Source organism: Pectobacterium peruviense (genome assembly GCF_002847345.1).
GTDB classification, from domain to species: Bacteria; Pseudomonadota; Gammaproteobacteria; order Enterobacterales; family Enterobacteriaceae; genus Pectobacterium; species Pectobacterium peruviense.
Genome location: NZ_LXFV01000016.1, coordinates 25,041 through 41,546 on the forward strand (window position 1 = coordinate 25,041; position 16,506 = coordinate 41,546).

Sequence of the window (16,506 nt, forward strand, 5' to 3'; positions counted from 1 at the left end):
ACGGATGCAGGGTGAATCACAGGGATAAAGGCAGTGCCGTGGTATGTTTGATTCGTTCCATAGCAAAGCTAGATGTTACATCGACCAGCCCGGGAATACCATTCACTAACCGCTTATAGAAATCATCATAGCTTTTCATATCAGCGACCTGGACCTGCATCAGGTAGTCGTATTCGCCCGCCATGCGATAAAAGGCCAGCACTTCCGGCATGTCGGACACCACGCGAGTGAAGGTCTGATACCAGTCACGATTGTGCTGCTGCGTTTTCAATAAGACAAACGCGGTTAGCCCTAATCCCAGACGTTCATTATCCAGCAGCGCCACCCGAGCCCGAATGATTCCCTCTTCTTCCAGACGCTTAAGACGTTTCCAGCACGGCGTGGATGTCAGATTAACCGCATCAGCCAGCGTCTGAAGCGAAAGCGTGCAATCCTGTTGCAACATACTCAGCAGTGTTCGATCAATTTTATCCAGCATAGTGTTACCCAATATGTTTTACCCAACATAACGCCGATCCATAGAAAGCGTTTCCCTACTTTCCGCCATTAAGAGATAAAAGCAATGTTCTTTCCGCCCAAACGCGAGGGGATGGCATTATTGGTGCCATCAGTATAGCTGATGACCTTAATGACTTTTGCAGCAAGACCATCACCGTCACCATGATTTTTAGGATAGCGACCCTTCCTGTATCTCGATAGTAAAAACATCCCCACATGAATCAATAAAGAGTAAATAATTCCCTTAAACTACCCATCAAGAGATAAAAAGGTAATTTTTTTATCCTGAAAACTCGTTAATCTATTCGCATAGCTATCTAACCGAGTTTTCATCATGACTAATGCCTGGGTTAAAAATGCCATCAGCGCTATCGAAGCAGATTTTCAGCGTTCGGCTGATACGCATCTTATCCGCCTTACCCTGCCGGATTATCCCGGTATCTATTTTTATCTCAAAGATGAAAGCACACATCCCAGCGGTAGCCTGAAGCATCGACTGGCGCGCTCCTTGTTTCTCTACGGGCTGTGTAACGGTTGGATTAAAGAAGGCACGCCAATTATCGAAGCGTCATCTGGCAGCACCGCTGTATCAGAAGCGTATTTTGCACGCCTGCTTGGCTTACCGTTTATTGCCGTCATGCCGTCCTGCACCGCAAAGAGAAAAATAGAGCAAATCGCTTTCTATGGCGGACGCTGCCATTTTGTTGAGCAGGCGGGACAAATCTATGCCGCATCCGAACAGCTCGCGCAAGAGATGAACGGCCACTATATGGACCAGTTCACCTATGCGGAACGCGCCACTGACTGGCGTGGCAACAACAATATTGCCGACAGTATTTACCGCCAGATGGCTCGTGAACCCCATCCTGTACCAGACTACATTGTGATGAGTGCCGGTACGGGCGGCACATCAGCCACGCTCGGGCGCTACATTCGCTATCAGGGGCTGGATACGCAATTGGTCGTCGTCGATCCAGAAAACTCCGTTTTCTACGACTGCTATCAGAAACAGGATCGTTCCATCATTGGCCCGTGCGGCAGTCGGATAGAAGGTATTGGTCGCCCGCGTGCCGAGCCTTCTTTTATTCCAGGTGTTATTGATAGCATGATCAAAGTGCCGGATGCTGCCAGCATCGCAACACTGTACTGGCTGGAAAGCGTATTAGGCCGAAAAGCGGGTGCCTCTACCGGCACGAATGTCTGGGGCATGCTGCAATTAGCCAAAGAAATGGTTAATCGTGGCCAAAAAGGTGCGATTGTGACCCTGTTATGTGACAGCGGCGAACGTTATCTGGACACCTACTACAACAGCAGTTGGGTAGAAAAAAACATCGGCGACATTGGCCCTTACCTCAACGCCCTGAACAATCCGAAGATGTCCGCTATCATGCAGGAACCCAGCCTAGCGTGAGGCTGGTGTATTCAGCGCGCGGACACAGCGCTGAATACAGGCTATTTTTCAGGTAACCTGGTTTCAGGTAACATAGCAACTTTGCACCGCAGTGCGTTAGAGACGTCTTGCGGTTAACGTCGCGTTAAGGTGAATGAAGAATGAAACGTGCTGTTGTCGTTTTTAGCGGTGGACAAGATTCCACAACCTGCCTGATTCAGGCTCTGCAACATTATGATGACGTCCACTGCATCACCTTCGATTACGGACAACGCCACCGCGCGGAAATTGATGTCGCCCAAGAACTCAGCCAGAAACTGGGTGCAACGGCGCATAAGGTTCTGGATGTCGGCTTACTGAATGAACTCGCCACCAGCAGCCTAACGCGCGACAGCATCCCGGTTCCTGATTACGACGCCAATGCACAAGGCATTCCCAACACCTTCGTTCCGGGAAGAAACATTCTTTTTCTGACTCTCGCTTCTATCTACGGCTATCAGGTTGGTGCAGAAGCCGTCATTACTGGCGTGTGTGAGACCGACTTTTCCGGTTACCCAGACTGTCGCGACGAATTCGTAAAGGCGCTAAATCAGGCTATTGTCCTTGGTATCGCCCGCGATATCCGCTTTGAAACTCCACTAATGTGGCTCAATAAGGCCGAGACCTGGGCGCTGGCGGATTATTACCAGCAGCTCGATACCGTGCGTTACCACACGCTAACCTGCTATAACGGTATCAAGGGTGATGGATGTGGTCAGTGTGCCGCCTGCCATTTACGCGCAAACGGACTCGAACAATATCAAAAAGACGCTGTAGCGGTCATGGCCTCACTGAAGCAGAAAGTCGGGTTACGCTGAGACTTCGGCACACAAAAATTTCACACAAAGTAAAAATAGCATGCCACTTCGTACAGAAGCGGCATGTTGCTTTATGTTAACGACGAATCTCGTTTAAGTGTTCCAGTAACTCACCCTCAAGCGGCAGTGCTTTTTGCGTCAATAAATCAATGCAGACAAATGTCAGCGTTGCATCCGCTACATCACTTTCATCAGACACTCGGGTTATCTTCTGACTGATCACGCCACTTTTCGTATTCATCTGAAGTAATTCACTATCAACACGCAGAACGTCACCGAGAACGGCAGGCTTGCGATAGTTGATATTGATGTTCACTACGACGAAAGCAATGTTGTTACTCTGCATCCAGCCAAAAGCGGGCAACGTTTCCAGCCATTGCCAACGCGCCTCTTCCAAAAACTCCAGATAGCGCGCGTTATTAACGTGCTGATAAACATCAATGTGATAACCACGAACGGTAATGAAAGTCTGCATAACACTCATGCTCCTGTGACAAAACCAACAACTGGTATGACCTGACAATTAGCCTAGCAGAGGTTCGCAGCCCCGAGGAAGTGCTCAACTGGGCTGCGACCGGTATCACAGTATTAAAAGCATCACAGTTTTAAACGAGAGAGATTACGTTCAACTAATGCAGCGCCAATTCCTGGGACCTCAGTTAATTGATCGATCTGGGTAAAAGCGCCATTTTGCTCACGATAGCTAACGATCGCTTCCGCTTTTTTAAGGCCGACACCGTTCATTATTTCAGCCAAATCCGCAGCGTTCGCCGTATTAATGCTTACCTTATCCTCATCACCATCAGGAAGCGTTGCTTTTTCCGCTTTCTGATCTGCTGGCGCAGACTTCACCGCCGTCGCTGTACTGTCAGCGGCTTTAGCTGCAGCCTGGCCCAGTAATGGCAACCCAGACAAACTCATTCCAATGATCAAACACAGTGCTTTTATTCCTGATTTTTTCATGCTGTTTCCTCCTTGTGTGTGACAGCACGGCTACCTTGCCGCAGACCCATCAACACCGCAAACAGCAGAATTTAAATGTGGAAAAGGCCGCGAAAGCGGCCTTTAGTTGTTGCAACGATTTGCAAATTTTTGCGGAGCTTATTGCTGTTCCTGCGCCGCATTGCCTATCTTGATTTTCGCTTCACTACGCAAGCTGGACAGCAGAGAATCAAACAGCGCGCCCAGAGAACCTTGCTGAACCTGGCTGGCAAACTGTGTTTTCTGCTCATCGCTTAGCTGATGTGGCGTCACGCTATCCAGCGCAGCCAGCACGATGTTACCCGCCTGATCCTGAGTAATCGCATAGGACGGCTTATCTTTTTGTGGATGCGGCATAGCAAAAATCGCCTCAGCCGTTGCATCACCTTGAGAGATAGAAGACATCGTTTTTGCTTCACCAAAGCTCAACCCGGCAGCTTTAAGCGCGTCATCTTTGCCTTGCTTCAGCTCAGCCAGAATTTTTTCAGCGTCCACGCGAGCCTGCTGTTCAGCCTTCTGACGCTTCAACGCCTCTACGATCTCGGTACGAACCTGATCCAAAGGGCGAGTGCTTTCAGGCTTGTGCTCAGAGATACGCAGAACAAAAGCACGGTCACCGTCAACGTTAATCACATCAGAGTTGTTGCCCGCAGCACCGTTCTCACCCAGCAACGCACCGCTAAAGATAGCCTGCGTTACCGGTTGGAAGTTCAGCGCGGCTGGAACCTTCTCACGCGTGAACCAGTCTGTCTGCGTTGCTTTCACGCCGGCCGCTTCTTCTGCTGAAGCCAGAGATTCGTTGTCATTGCTTGCCGCTTCGCTGGTTTTTTGTTGCAGCGCATAGTAACCATCCTGCGCTTTCTCGTGCTTCACTTTCTCAGCAATCTCGGCACGCACTTCGCTCAACGGTTTGACCTGCTGTGGCTGAACATCATCCAGACGCACAATCAAATAACCAACAGATGATTTAATCGCTGCGGAAACCTGACCTTTCTCCGTCAGTTTTGCCTGCTTAAGCTCATCAATCATGCTGTTTTCGTCCATCCATCCCAGATCGCCACCGTTGCGACGTGAGATGATGTCCGTTGATTTTTCTTTCGCTAACGCAGCGAAGTCGACGCCTTGCTTAAGCGAATCCAGAACAGATGCTGCATCGGCCTCATTCTTCACCTGAATAACGCTGAATTTTTTGCGTTCAGGTTGGGAATAGTCGTTCTTATTCTGTTCGTAGAAATCGTTGATAGCCGCATCGTCCACTTTCACGCTATCCATGATGCTTGCTGCATCCAGCGTGATATAGCTGACTTTGAATTCTTCTGGTGCGATGAAATTCCCTTTGTTCTGGTCGTAATAGCCCTGAACTTCATCGTCAGCAACCGCTTGAGCTTTTGCCTTGGCAGCAATATCAATGGTTGCCACACGAACAACGCGATCCTGCGCAGCCAGTTTCACCAGATTATCGATCTCCTGCGGCAGCAGGAACGATGTATTGCCAAAACCGCGAATCAGCTGTTGTGAAGTCAGTTGCTTACGCAGCATCTGAGCATACATATCCGGCGTTACGCCCAGTCGACGAACCTGATCCAGATACTTTTCATTATCAAAACGGTTATTTGTCTGAAACGCGGGAACGTCAAAGATCGCCTGTTTGATTTGCGCATCACTGATGTTTAGTCCCAGCTTGTTGGCATACTGATCCAACAAGGTTTCATCAATGAGTTGGGAGAGTGCCTGCCTACGCAACTGCTGCATGTAACCGTCATTACTCGCCAGGAGAGAGAAATTCTCACCCAGGGTTTCCTGCTGACGACTGCGTTCGTTTTGTACCGCCTGCTCAAGCTGTGCACGGGTAATTTCCTGCCCGTTCACCTTTGCAGCGTAATCTCCTGAACCACCAATAAGATAATCACCAACGCCGGTTAAAACGAATGATGCGATGATCAAAGCAAGAATAATTTTGAGCACGACGTTATTCGCGGCCGTACGTAAATTGTCCATCATAATGTGACAACACTCCGCTGTAGAATGGATAAAACTCCCTGCGCTGGCCGGAGCCATGCATCCTTGCGACTGCTATAGCCCAATACAAGGCTAGGGCGCACTTAAGCTTATTGCCCGCCACGTTCTGTCGAGTGTCGGGAATGTATAGTCCTGATAAATAAAAGGCACATCATAAAATGATGCGCCTCGTATCTTACCCTACCAATATCATTGCGTCAGGTATTGTTTGGCACCCGAAGTGGTTATCAGCCAAACCTGTGACGTAATAATCAGTTAACGGCGTCTTTCAGCGTTTTACCAGCACGGAATCCTGGTACTTTTGCCGCAGGGATACTGATTTCCTTACCAGTTTGCGGGTTACGACCGGTACGCGCAGCACGTTCACGCACTGAGAAAGTACCAAAGCCAACCAAAGCAACATCATCCCCTTCTTTCAGGGATTCGGTAACGGAACCAATAATTGCATCTAACACACGCCCTGCTGCCGCTTTGGAAATATCAGCATCTGCGGCAATTTTGTCGATCAATTGTGACTTGTTCACTCTGTCATCCCCTCTGGAATTCTCTTATCGCGCTTCAATGTCCCAAGACGCGACACGTAACTTATAATCAATACTGTCATGTCTTAGCCAGTTACGGCTAAAACTAACAGTGCTCTAACTTAGCGGTACAAAAAAAAGCTGGCAAGCACGATTTCACTCACCAGCCCTGATTTTCTCTAGGGTTTTTGCGACAGGTCACTATTTTGCCTTGGCCTTGGCTCTGGCTTTAGGGGTCGAGACCACCTGAATACCAGAAGGCGCATTCTGCAACGCTAACGCCAACACTTCCTCGATACGTTTCACCGGATGAATTTCCAGATCGGCAATCACGTTCTGTGGGATTTCTTCCAGATCGCGCTTGTTGTCATCAGGAATCAATACCGTCTTGATACCACCACGATGTGCGGCCAACAGTTTCTCTTTCAGACCGCCAATCGGCAGCACCAAACCACGCAGGGTAATCTCACCCGTCATCGCCACATCAGCACGCACCGGGTTACCGGTCAGACAAGAAACCAGCGCAGTACACATCGCGATGCCCGCACTCGGGCCGTCTTTTGGCGTCGCACCTTCAGGAACGTGAACGTGGATATCACGCTTCTCGTAAAAATCAGTATTGATGCCTAATTTTTCCGCTCTGGCGCGAACGACGGTAAGCGCAGCCTGAATCGACTCTTGCATGACCTCACCCAACGAACCGGTATAGGTCAGTTTACCCTTGCCCGGCACGCAGGCGGTTTCAATCGTCAACAGATCGCCGCCAACTTCCGTCCAGGCCAATCCAGTCACCTGCCCTACGCGATTTTCATCGTCCGCACGGCCATAGTCAAAACGCTGTACCCCAAGGAAATCCTTAAGGTTATCGCCCGAAATCTGAATATGCTTAGTGGATTTATCCATCAACAGCGTTTTTACTGCTTTACGGCACAGTTTGGAGATTTCACGCTCCAGACTACGCACGCCAGCCTCACGCGTGTAATAACGGATAATGCCAACAATTGCACTGTCTTCTACTGAGATTTCGCCCGTTTTCAGCGCATTACGTTCAATCTGCTTCGGCAGCAAGTGCTGCTTGGCGATATTCAGTTTTTCGTCTTCGGTATAGCCAGAAAGACGAATGACTTCCATACGGTCAAGCAACGGCGCTGGGATGTTCATGGAGTTAGACGTCGCAACAAACATCACATCGGACAGATCGTAGTCGACTTCCAGATAGTGATCGTTAAACGCGACGTTCTGCTCAGGATCGAGTACTTCCAGCAAGGCAGAAGCCGGATCGCCACGCATATCGGAAGACATCTTGTCGATCTCATCCAGCAGGAACAGCGGGTTTTTCACCCCGACTTTCGCCATTTTCTGGATCAGTTTGCCAGGCATTGAACCGATATAGGTACGGCGATGCCCACGGATCTCCGCTTCGTCACGCACGCCACCTAGCGCCATGCGCACATACTGACGTCCAGTCGCTTTGGCGATAGACTGGCCGAGTGAGGTTTTACCCACACCTGGAGGCCCTACCAGACACAGAATCGGCCCTCTAATCTTGCTGACACGGCTCTGTACTGCGAGATATTCAAGGATACGTTCTTTCACACGATCCAGACCATAATGGTCGGTATCCAGCATTTCCTGCGCTTTCAGCAAGTCTTTCTTCACTTTGCTGCGCGCATTCCACGGTACCTGCACCATCCAGTCGATATAGCTGCGCACCACCGTCGCTTCCGCAGACATTGGCGACATCATCTTCAGCTTTTGTAATTCAGCTTCGGCTTTTTCACGCGCGTCTTTCGGCATTTTTGCCGCTTCAATCTTACGCTTTAACGCTTCGTGTTCATCCGGTGCGTCATCCATCTCGCCCAGCTCTTTCTGAATGGCTTTCATTTGCTCATTCAGATAGTACTCACGCTGGCTCTTTTCCATTTGCTTCTTAACACGGCCGCGGATTCGTTTTTCTACCTGCAATAGGTCGATTTCGGATTCCATCATCGCCATCAGGTACTCTAAGCGTTCAGTGATGTCGAACATTTCAAGTACAGACTGCTTATCAGCCAATTTCAGCGGCATATGCGCAGCAATGGTGTCGGCTAAACGCGCGGCATCGTCAATGCTGTTCAGAGATGTCAGAACTTCCGGCGGAATCTTCTTGTTCAGCTTGATGTATCCCTCAAACTGATTGATTGCCGTGCGCATGAGAACTTCCTGCTCGCGCTCATCAATCGCCGGGGAATCAAGATATTCTGCGTGTGCAGCGAAATGCTCACCGCTGTCAGAAAGCGTCGTAATACGCGCACGCTGTAACCCTTCGACCAGCACTTTTACCGTGCCGTCTGGCAGTTTCAGCATTTGAAGAATTGAGGCTACTGTCCCTACCGAGAAAAGATCGTTAATACTTGGCTCATCCGTTGAGGCCTCTTTCTGTGCCACCAGCATGATCTTCTTATCATGATCCATTGCGGCTTCAAGGCACCGAATCGATTTCTCCCGACCAACAAACAACGGAATGACCATGTGCGGATAAACCACCACATCGCGCAATGGCAATACGGGGATTTCTATGCGTTCGGAACGCTCAGGGTTCATAGAGCTCTCTCTTAGTTTCGTTTCCGCCAGGTTATGGGAATCTCGTGAAACGCGGTTTTCACGGTTTCATCAAATAGGTATTTGAGTATATGGGGATAAATGTCTCACATTCAACGACCAGCATGCGTGTAAAAAACAAATGGGGGATAAATCCCCCATTTTTATTTTTTGATACAGCCAAATTGATTAATTATTCGCCGGAAGCCTGCTGTGTCTCAGGCTTGCCATAGATCAGCAATGGCTCGGACTGGCCCGCAATAACAGATTCGTCAATGACGACTTTATCCACGCTATCCAGAGATGGCAGGTCATACATGGTATCGAGCAGAGCAGCTTCAACGATAGAACGCAGGCCGCGAGCACCAGTTTTACGCGCCATTGCTTTCTTGGCAATCGCCGTCAGCGCTTCATCGCGGAATTCCAGATCAACGCCTTCCAGATTGAATAGCGCTTGATACTGTTTGGTCAGCGCATTTTTCGGCTCACGCAAAATCTGAATCAGTGCGTCTTCGCTCAATTCTCTCAGCGTCGCAACGACAGGCAGACGACCGATAAACTCAGGAATCAAACCGAATTTAATCAAATCACCCGGTTCAACATTGCTTAACAGCTCGCCTTCGGTCGCTTTTTCAGCCGATCCTTTAACCGTTGCATTAAAGCCGATGCCGCGTCCCGTATCGGTACGTTGCTCGATCACTTTATCTAGCCCAGCGAACGCACCGCCACAGATAAAGAGGATCTTGGAGGTATCAACCTGCAAGAACTCTTGCTGCGGATGCTTGCGCCCACCTTGCGGCGGAACCGCTGCGATGGTTCCTTCGATCAGCTTCAACAGCGCCTGCTGCACGCCTTCACCAGACACATCACGGGTGATAGACGGATTGTCTGACTTACGAGAAATCTTGTCGATTTCATCAATATAGACAATCCCACGCTGCGCTTTCTGCACATCGTAATCGCACTTCTGCAACAACTTCTGAATGATGTTTTCAACATCTTCACCAACGTAACCGGCTTCGGTCAGCGTGGTAGCATCCGCCATAGTGAACGGAACATCCAGGAAACGCGCCAGCGTTTCAGCCAGCAGCGTTTTACCGCTCCCGGTCGGACCGATCAGCAGGATATTACTTTTACCCAGCTCGATCCCGTTGCTGCTGTCACCATTACGCAAGCGTTTATAGTGGTTATATACCGCAACAGCCAACACCTTCTTGGCCTGTTCTTGACCAATGACGTAATCGTCAAGGTGGCGGCGAATTTCGTGCGGCGTCGGCAACGCACTGCGCTCACGGTGTGGCGCCACTTCTTTAATTTCTTCGCGAATAATGTCGTTACACAAGTCAACACATTCATCGCAGATATACACCGACGGCCCGGCAATCAGCTTACGCACTTCATGCTGGCTTTTGCCGCAAAAAGAGCAGTACAGTAACTTTCCTGAACCGTCTTTGCGCTTATCTGTCATGAGTTAAACCTCTTCTTCGTCTTTTGCCCGCAGGCCAACCACAGCGATATCGCTACAACGAACGCCGATACTTATAGCCAATACGCGTCAAATAACCCCGCACAACAGACTATCGGTCGAACACTGATTTTTAGCTACACCAAAACCGCTACTATGGCGGAGAATTACCCACGGTTAGTGAATACGGAGTCTACCAAACCGTATTCTACTGCCTCACTGGCAGAGAGGAAACGATCGCGCTCTGTGTCTCTCTCTAACGCTTCAAGAGATTGTCCCGTGTGTTTCGCCATCAGCTCATTCATTTTGGCTTTCACTTTCAGTATTTCTTTGGCATGGATTTCAATATCCGTTGCCTGCCCTTGGAAACCACCCAATGGCTGGTGAATCATGACGCGCGAGTTAGGCAAGCAAATACGTTTGCCTTTGGCTCCCGCCGTCAACAGGAATGCGCCCATTGAACAAGCCTGTCCCATACAGATCGTGCTGACATCCGGCTTGATAAACTGCATGGTGTCATAAATGGACATACCCGCAGTAATCACGCCACCTGGAGAGTTAATGTACAGATAAATGTCTTTTTCTGGGTTTTCGGCTTCCAGAAACAGCATCTGTGCCACAACCAGATTCGCCATGTGATCTTCAACCTGACCAGTCAGGAAGATTATCCGTTCTTTTAGCAGACGGGAATAGATATCGTAAGAACGTTCCCCACGCGAGGTCTGTTCAACCACCATCGGCACTAACGCCATATGAGGTGCTTGTCTTTCTTGTTCGCCACTGTATGACATTCACGTCTCCTAGATAAAATGCGTCCGGCACTCTTATTGCGTTGTTCAATCATTGCATTGCTCAATTCTACTAGAGATAGGTAGGGATGACTATGGAACCCCACCCCGCCCTGTTGAACAACCCAACGGCCGAGAATCCTTACCTGCTGTGCCAGCGTTTCCTCTTCAGTGAGTGGGGGCACATGCATTGTATTTCAAGCTTACACTATCAATCGCTCTCTATTAAAGAGCCAATTGTTTTATTATTAACACGTTATCGGCACAGCAAATCTGTGGTTTAACTCTTTGCCTGAACTAATAAATTCTCTGCCTAAACTAATAAATTCTTCGCCTAACTTAATAGTAGTGCAATTTCAGGCGGTCATCCCTTGCGTATTGTCTGACGAGAACGAAGACGTTCAACACCGAAGATCAAAGATCGCCTGAACGATCGCCATCAGCACAACGATTACGCAACGCTATAAGCAAAAAGCCCGCGCCATAAGGCACGGGCTTTAATAGGGAAGCACCCTGCTACGCAATAAACAATGTTGATATCAACAAGGTTTATGCCGTAGTCGTTTGATTCATCAGTTCGTTGAAGCTTACTGATTTCTCAACCACTTTGGCTTTAGCAAGCACAGTTTCTACCGCTTGCTCTTCCAGAGCGACGTTACGCATGTTGTTCAGCAGCTCTTTATTCTTGCTGTAGAACTCGATAACTTCCTGCGGATCTTCGTAAGCAGAAGCCATCTCTTCGATCAGTGTATTAACGCGTGCTTCGTCAGCTTTCAGCTCGTTGCTGCTGATCACTTCGCCCAGCAGCAGACCGATCACAACACGGCGTTTCGCTTGCTCTTCGAACAGCTCGCGCGGTAATTCCTGCGCTTGCTTCTCGTTGCCGCCAAAACGCTGTGCAGCCTGACGACGCAGAACATCGATTTCGCCATCGATCAGTGCAACTGGCACTTCGATTTCGTTTGCGTTGATCAGCCCGTCCAGAACCTGAGTTTTCACACGGTTACGCACCGCGCCTTTCAGCTCACGTTCCATATTTTTACGAACTTCAGCACGCAGACCTTCCTGAGAACCATCAGCCACGCCGAAACGTTTGATGAATTCTTCAGTCAGTTCAGGCAACTCACGCTCTTCAACTTTCTTCAGGACGATAACGAACTGAGCCGCTTTTCCTTTCAGATTTTCAGCGTGGTAGTCTTCTGGGAAGTTCACGTCGATAGTGAATTCTTCGCCCGCTTTGTGCCCAACGATACCATCTTCAAAACCAGGGATCATGCGGCTCTGGCCCATTGCCAGTACAAAGTCAGACGCTTTTCCGCCTTCGAAGACTTCACCGTCGATAGAACCCGTGAAATCGATCGTTGCACGATCTTCTGCTGTTGCAGCACGGTCGGTTTCTTTCCATGTTGCCTGTTGCTTACGCAGCGTGTCCAGCATGGTATCAACGTCAGCATCAGTCACTTCAACAACCGGTTTTTCAACTTCGATTGCTTCCAGACCTTTCAGTTCGACTTCCGGGTACACATCAAACTCAACAGAGTAAGTGAAGTCGCCACCTACGGCATATTCGCCAGGGATATAGTTAGGCGCGCCAACCGGATTAATTTTTTCTTTGATGATAGCGTCAACAAAGTTGCGCTGCATCAGGTCACCCAATACGTCCTGACGCACAGAGGCACCATAACGCTGAGCAACAACATTCATCGGCACTTTGCCTTTACGAAAACCGTCAATACGTACTTTTTTGGCCGCGTTGACCAGCTCGCTCTTCACCGCACTCTCAATGATGTCAGCAGCAACGGTAATCGTTACGCGACGTCCCAGACCTTGAGTGGTTTCAACTGAAACTTGCATCTTGTTACCTCAAAAAATCACAGTGATCGGTCAACCCCAAAACTATTCTCGCGACGAAAAACTCTCACGACAGCAAAGCTTATTCAGACTGCCACCACCTAAGGTGCACCGCACGAATCAACCCCGCAGAACCGGGAAATTGCCAACCCCGTCCTTGTAGTCAGAAGCGTCCCGAATACATTCAGGAAAAATAGACGCAGCATTATAGCGATATAGAGAGGATGAGTCGAGAACGGCGGGCAGACTATTACAGCAACGAATTCACACTTTTTGTCAGTAACCCGCTCCGATATGTCAGGAACGGGCCATATTCATGACTTAAGAAAGGATGCCAGCACCACCGCAGGGCGGTGAAGAAGGGACGGCGTTTTGCAAGCTGACCCACTCTTTTGTCGTATACGTATGCAGCGCTAACGCATGCACCGAACCCGCAAGTTCCGCAGCCAGTACGGCATAAACTGCGCGATGTCGCCCAATCACGCGCTCCCCAGTGAATTTATCGCTGACCAGCACAACTTTAAAATGACTTTCCGCTCCAGCAGGCACGTTATGCCGATAGCTTTCGTCAGTGACCTCTAAATGAACGGGTTCAAAACCCACACGCAGCTTCTCTTCTATCGTTTCACGCATCATACGGCTACCCTTTCGGCTTGGGGAAAATGGGAGATCAACGTGACATGACTGTCATTCACCGATGCCCGAATCATTATATACCCGTAATACTTCAAGCCGCATGTGCGTTGGCTGCACTCACTCACCCGAATCACTTACTTGAGTAAGCTCATCGGGATTCCTTCCCTTGCCGCCTTCCTGCAACTCGAATTATTTAGGGTATAACCTTAGCGGTTTTCAACCTGTTATGCGTAAAAACGGCATGACGAGCAGAAGCGAGTTCTCAACAGGTTGATATGTAATCGACGGTATTGATGTGACAAAAACAGTTTTTTCAGGTCAAAAGCATGAAAAAGATGAATTTCAGGACAATTTACCTGCTATCGACTCTTTTTCCTGCCAGTGGCGATGATATGATATCAACAATATTTGTCAGCTCACCACACTAATCATTATTGAGAAAATACGAATGTTAAAAAAATTATTTTTCCCTCTTCTGGCCGTCATCCTGCTTGCCGGGTGTGCAGCAAAAAGCAACACGCTGAACGTCACCCCAAAAATTAGCCTGCCTTCTCAGGATCCTACGCTGATGGGCGTGACGATTAGCATCAATGGTGCAGACCAGCGCGCCGACCAGGCTCTGGCAAAAGTGAATCGCGATGGACAACTGGTTACGCTGACACCTTCCCGCGATCTGCGCTTCCTGCTGCAAGAAGCACTGGAGAAACAAATGACCGCGCGTGGTTACATGATCGGCACTGGCGGCCCAGTCGCCTTGCAGATCGTGGTTAACCACCTGTACGCCGATGTCTCTGAAGGCAACCTGCGTTACAACATCACGACCAAAGCAGATATATCCATCATGTCTCAGGCCGCAAATGGCAACAAGCAGGTGAAAAACTACCGCTCAACCTATAACGTTCAGGGCGCTTTCACTGCGAGCAACGAAAAAATCACTGATGCGGTTAACACCGTGTTAGGCGATGTCATCAACGACATGGCGCAAGACACCAGCGTAAGCAGCTTCGTCAAAGAAAACGCCCGTTAATTTCTGTACGCCGCTTCCCTTGCTCCTGACCTATCGCGGAGCAAGGGAAAGGACTCTTCATGTTTAGTCGCATCATTACTTTATTCAGCCAACGTAATTCGCTTTTTATGCTGTTACTTGGCTTCGCTTCCGGTTTACCACTGGCATTGACCTCCGGCACATTGCAAGCCTGGATGACCGTCGAGAATGTCGATCTGAAAACCATTGGTTTTTTCTCTCTGGTTGGCCAAGCCTACGTATTCAAGTTTCTGTGGTCCCCGCTGATGGACCGCTACACCCCACCGTTTCTTGGCCGACGCCGTGGCTGGCTGATTCTCAGTCAACTTCTGCTGATTGCTGCCATTATTGGTATGGGGTTTATGAACCCAGCTCGCGATCTCTGGTGGCTGGCTACGCTGGCGGTTCTGGTCGCGTTCTGCTCGGCTTCTCAGGATATTGTTTTTGATGCCTATAAGACGGATTTACTTCCCCCTGAAGAACGCGGTACGGGTGCGGCTACCTCAGTATTAGGCTACCGGCTTGCCATGCTGGTTTCAGGTGGACTGGCGCTGTGGATGGCCGATCGCTATCTCGGCTGGCAGGCAACCTATTGGCTGATGGCAGGGCTAATGCTAATCGGGGTATTCGCTACTTTGTTAGCGCCGGAACCACTGAATAGCCAGCCTGCGCCGCGCACTATGGAGCAAGCGATTGTTGCCCCTCTACGCGATTTTTTCGAACGTAATAACGCCTGGCTCATTCTTCTGTTGATCGTCTTATACAAACTCGGTGACGCCTTTGCGATCAGTTTAACGACAACCTTCCTGATACGCGGCGTTGGCTTCAATGCGGGTGATGTCGGGCTGGTTAATAAAACGCTTGGGCTATTCGCGACCATCGTGGGCGCGATTTACGGCGGATTACTGATGCAGCGGCTCTCATTGTTCAGAGCGTTGATGTTGTTTGGACTCCTCCAGGCCGTTTCCAATGCAGGATACTGGCTGCTGGCTATCACAGATAAAAGTCTCTTCACCATGGCCAGCGCTGTTTTTCTGGAAAATCTCTGCGGCGGTATGGGAACAGCAGCCTTTGTCGCACTGTTGATGACGTTGTGTAATAAATCCTTCTCAGCTACACAGTTTGCCCTGCTCTCTGCCCTTGCAGCCGTCGGGAGGGTTTACGTCGGCCCTATTGCAGGCTGGTTTGTCGAATCCTACGGCTGGGCATGGTTCTATCTATTCTCGATTTTTGCCGCATTACCGGGCTTGGCAATCCTGATGATTTGCCGCGAGACACTAGAATTTACTCAGAAAACAGACACCTTTCAGTTACGCACACGCTTTCAGAATTATTACAAAAAGGCCTTATATGTGTTAGGGCTAGGAGTGATATTACTGGCACTCTGGCTCATTCTGCTCATCAGCAATGCGTTGGAATGGTCTTCATTACATCTGTTGGCAGAATACCTGCTCACCGCAGGCTGTACGTTCGCACTGTCGGGCATTTTCTTCGGTAGCTTGCTGGACTATCTGTCACTCAGACGAGCGTCTAAGCCATCCGTACACTGATGATATTCGTTCAGGTAGCGCCATTTGCTGCCTGAACCTATTACACCATTTTCTTTATTTAATTATTTTTTTCATAATTATCTTGCTAGAGGAAATTTTATTTCCTCGTAAAATCTCTCCAGAAATAATTTCATTCGTTATCAAAAACACATGTTGTGCAAAAAACCTCACCAAACTAACAACAGAAAATAAGCGTTACAGTCAGTTGTAATTTCTTATTATCCATCCATACTCTCATCTGGGTAGCCGCTTAATTTGCTGTTTTTAAATACCATTTTTATTTTGGCTATCTTTGTGACATTAAGGGCAAAAAACAGCAACAATCGGCTGACATAACCTTAATCAT

14 protein-coding genes are annotated in these 16,506 nt (G+C 49.1%); 4 read left to right on the forward strand and 10 right to left on the reverse strand.

What is annotated here, in order from left to right; translation table 11 throughout:
• Nucleotides 1-16: 16 nt before the first annotated feature.
• Entirely contained in the window at nucleotides 17-478 is a 462-nt protein-coding gene (locus tag A0G03_RS13445) for an Lrp/AsnC family transcriptional regulator (protein ID WP_048259143.1), read from the reverse strand.
• Nucleotides 479-832: 354 nt separating this feature from the next.
• Here A0G03_RS13445 and A0G03_RS13450 point away from each other — a divergent pair, with 354 nt between their 5' ends.
• Complete coding sequence (locus tag A0G03_RS13450; RefSeq protein ID WP_048259142.1) at nucleotides 833-1,909, forward strand: PLP-dependent cysteine synthase family protein; 1,077 nt, start codon at nucleotides 833-835, stop codon at nucleotides 1,907-1,909.
• A 140-nt stretch (nucleotides 1,910-2,049) separates the two neighbouring features.
• Nucleotides 2,050-2,745, forward strand: coding sequence for a 7-cyano-7-deazaguanine synthase QueC (queC, locus tag A0G03_RS13455; RefSeq protein ID WP_048259141.1), 696 nt, complete (start codon nucleotides 2,050-2,052; stop codon nucleotides 2,743-2,745).
• 76 nt (nucleotides 2,746-2,821) lie between these two features.
• Here the strand turns inward: queC and A0G03_RS13460 are convergent, their stop codons facing one another.
• The 9 genes from A0G03_RS13460 to bolA all read right to left on the reverse strand — a co-directional run bounded on the left by A0G03_RS13460 (nucleotide 2,822) and on the right by bolA (nucleotide 13,586).
• Nucleotides 2,822-3,220 carry an acyl-CoA thioesterase gene (locus tag A0G03_RS13460; RefSeq protein ID WP_048259140.1) on the reverse strand — a complete coding sequence of 133 codons (399 nt, stop codon included), beginning with the start codon at nucleotides 3,218-3,220 and terminating at the stop codon, nucleotides 2,822-2,824.
• Between the two features lie 122 nt (nucleotides 3,221-3,342).
• Complete coding sequence (locus A0G03_RS13465) at nucleotides 3,343-3,708, reverse strand: helix-hairpin-helix domain-containing protein (protein WP_048259139.1); 366 nt, start codon at nucleotides 3,706-3,708, stop codon at nucleotides 3,343-3,345.
• Between the two features lie 138 nt (nucleotides 3,709-3,846).
• On the reverse strand, nucleotides 3,847-5,727 hold the full coding sequence (ppiD, locus tag A0G03_RS13470; RefSeq protein WP_048259138.1) for a peptidylprolyl isomerase: 1,881 nt from the start codon (nucleotides 5,725-5,727) through the stop codon (nucleotides 3,847-3,849).
• 269 nt (nucleotides 5,728-5,996) lie between these two features.
• Complete coding sequence (gene hupB, locus A0G03_RS13475) at nucleotides 5,997-6,269, reverse strand: nucleoid-associated protein HU-beta (protein WP_005976031.1); 273 nt, start codon at nucleotides 6,267-6,269, stop codon at nucleotides 5,997-5,999.
• 198 nt (nucleotides 6,270-6,467) lie between these two features.
• Nucleotides 6,468-8,849, reverse strand: coding sequence for an endopeptidase La (gene lon / locus A0G03_RS13480; protein ID WP_048259137.1), 2,382 nt, complete (start codon nucleotides 8,847-8,849; stop codon nucleotides 6,468-6,470).
• 190 nt (nucleotides 8,850-9,039) lie between these two features.
• Nucleotides 9,040-10,314 carry an ATP-dependent protease ATP-binding subunit ClpX gene (gene clpX, locus A0G03_RS13485; protein ID WP_048259136.1) on the reverse strand — a complete coding sequence of 425 codons (1,275 nt, stop codon included), beginning with the start codon at nucleotides 10,312-10,314 and terminating at the stop codon, nucleotides 9,040-9,042.
• Nucleotides 10,315-10,478: 164 nt separating this feature from the next.
• The gene (gene clpP / locus A0G03_RS13490) at nucleotides 10,479-11,102 is read right to left on the reverse strand and encodes an ATP-dependent Clp endopeptidase proteolytic subunit ClpP (RefSeq protein WP_048259135.1); all 624 of its coding nucleotides are present in this window, start codon (nucleotides 11,100-11,102) and stop codon (nucleotides 10,479-10,481) included.
• A 546-nt stretch (nucleotides 11,103-11,648) separates the two neighbouring features.
• Nucleotides 11,649-12,953, reverse strand: coding sequence for a trigger factor (gene tig, locus A0G03_RS13495; protein WP_048259134.1), 1,305 nt, complete (start codon nucleotides 12,951-12,953; stop codon nucleotides 11,649-11,651).
• 318 nt (nucleotides 12,954-13,271) lie between these two features.
• Nucleotides 13,272-13,586 (reverse strand): transcriptional regulator BolA, encoded by a 315-nt coding sequence (gene bolA, locus A0G03_RS13500; protein ID WP_048259133.1) that lies wholly within the window; start codon nucleotides 13,584-13,586, stop codon nucleotides 13,272-13,274.
• Nucleotides 13,587-14,034: 448 nt separating this feature from the next.
• Here bolA and A0G03_RS13510 point away from each other — a divergent pair, with 448 nt between their 5' ends.
• A complete protein-coding gene (locus tag A0G03_RS13510; protein ID WP_048259132.1) occupies nucleotides 14,035-14,613 on the forward strand; it encodes a lipoprotein in 579 nt (192 codons plus the stop codon).
• Nucleotides 14,614-14,672: 59 nt separating this feature from the next.
• Nucleotides 14,673-16,160 carry a muropeptide MFS transporter AmpG gene (ampG, locus tag A0G03_RS13515; protein WP_048259131.1) on the forward strand — a complete coding sequence of 496 codons (1,488 nt, stop codon included), beginning with the start codon at nucleotides 14,673-14,675 and terminating at the stop codon, nucleotides 16,158-16,160.
• The last annotated feature ends 346 nt before the right edge of the window (nucleotides 16,161-16,506 follow it).

What these genes read in the sequence shown, in the direction of transcription:
- clpX (WP_048259136.1), bottom strand. Translation starts at nt 10,314, where the DNA reads ATGACAGATAAGCGCAAAGACGGTTCAGGAAAGTTACTGTACTGCTCT.
- A0G03_RS13450 (WP_048259142.1), top strand. Translation starts at nt 833, where the DNA reads ATGACTAATGCCTGGGTTAAAAATGCCATCAGCGCTATCGAAGCAGAT.
- A0G03_RS13445 (WP_048259143.1), bottom strand. Translation starts at nt 478, where the DNA reads ATGCTGGATAAAATTGATCGAACACTGCTGAGTATGTTGCAACAGGAT.
- ampG (WP_048259131.1), top strand. Translation starts at nt 14,673, where the DNA reads ATGTTTAGTCGCATCATTACTTTATTCAGCCAACGTAATTCGCTTTTT.
- ppiD (WP_048259138.1), bottom strand. Translation starts at nt 5,727, where the DNA reads ATGATGGACAATTTACGTACGGCCGCGAATAACGTCGTGCTCAAAATT.
- bolA (WP_048259133.1), bottom strand. Translation starts at nt 13,586, where the DNA reads ATGATGCGTGAAACGATAGAAGAGAAGCTGCGTGTGGGTTTTGAACCC.
- tig (WP_048259134.1), bottom strand. Translation starts at nt 12,953, where the DNA reads ATGCAAGTTTCAGTTGAAACCACTCAAGGTCTGGGACGTCGCGTAACG.
- clpP (WP_048259135.1), bottom strand. Translation starts at nt 11,102, where the DNA reads ATGTCATACAGTGGCGAACAAGAAAGACAAGCACCTCATATGGCGTTA.
- queC (WP_048259141.1), top strand. Translation starts at nt 2,050, where the DNA reads ATGAAACGTGCTGTTGTCGTTTTTAGCGGTGGACAAGATTCCACAACC.
- A0G03_RS13460 (WP_048259140.1), bottom strand. Translation starts at nt 3,220, where the DNA reads ATGCAGACTTTCATTACCGTTCGTGGTTATCACATTGATGTTTATCAG.
- A0G03_RS13510 (WP_048259132.1), top strand. Translation starts at nt 14,035, where the DNA reads ATGTTAAAAAAATTATTTTTCCCTCTTCTGGCCGTCATCCTGCTTGCC.
- lon (WP_048259137.1), bottom strand. Translation starts at nt 8,849, where the DNA reads ATGAACCCTGAGCGTTCCGAACGCATAGAAATCCCCGTATTGCCATTG.
- A0G03_RS13465 (WP_048259139.1), bottom strand. Translation starts at nt 3,708, where the DNA reads ATGAAAAAATCAGGAATAAAAGCACTGTGTTTGATCATTGGAATGAGT.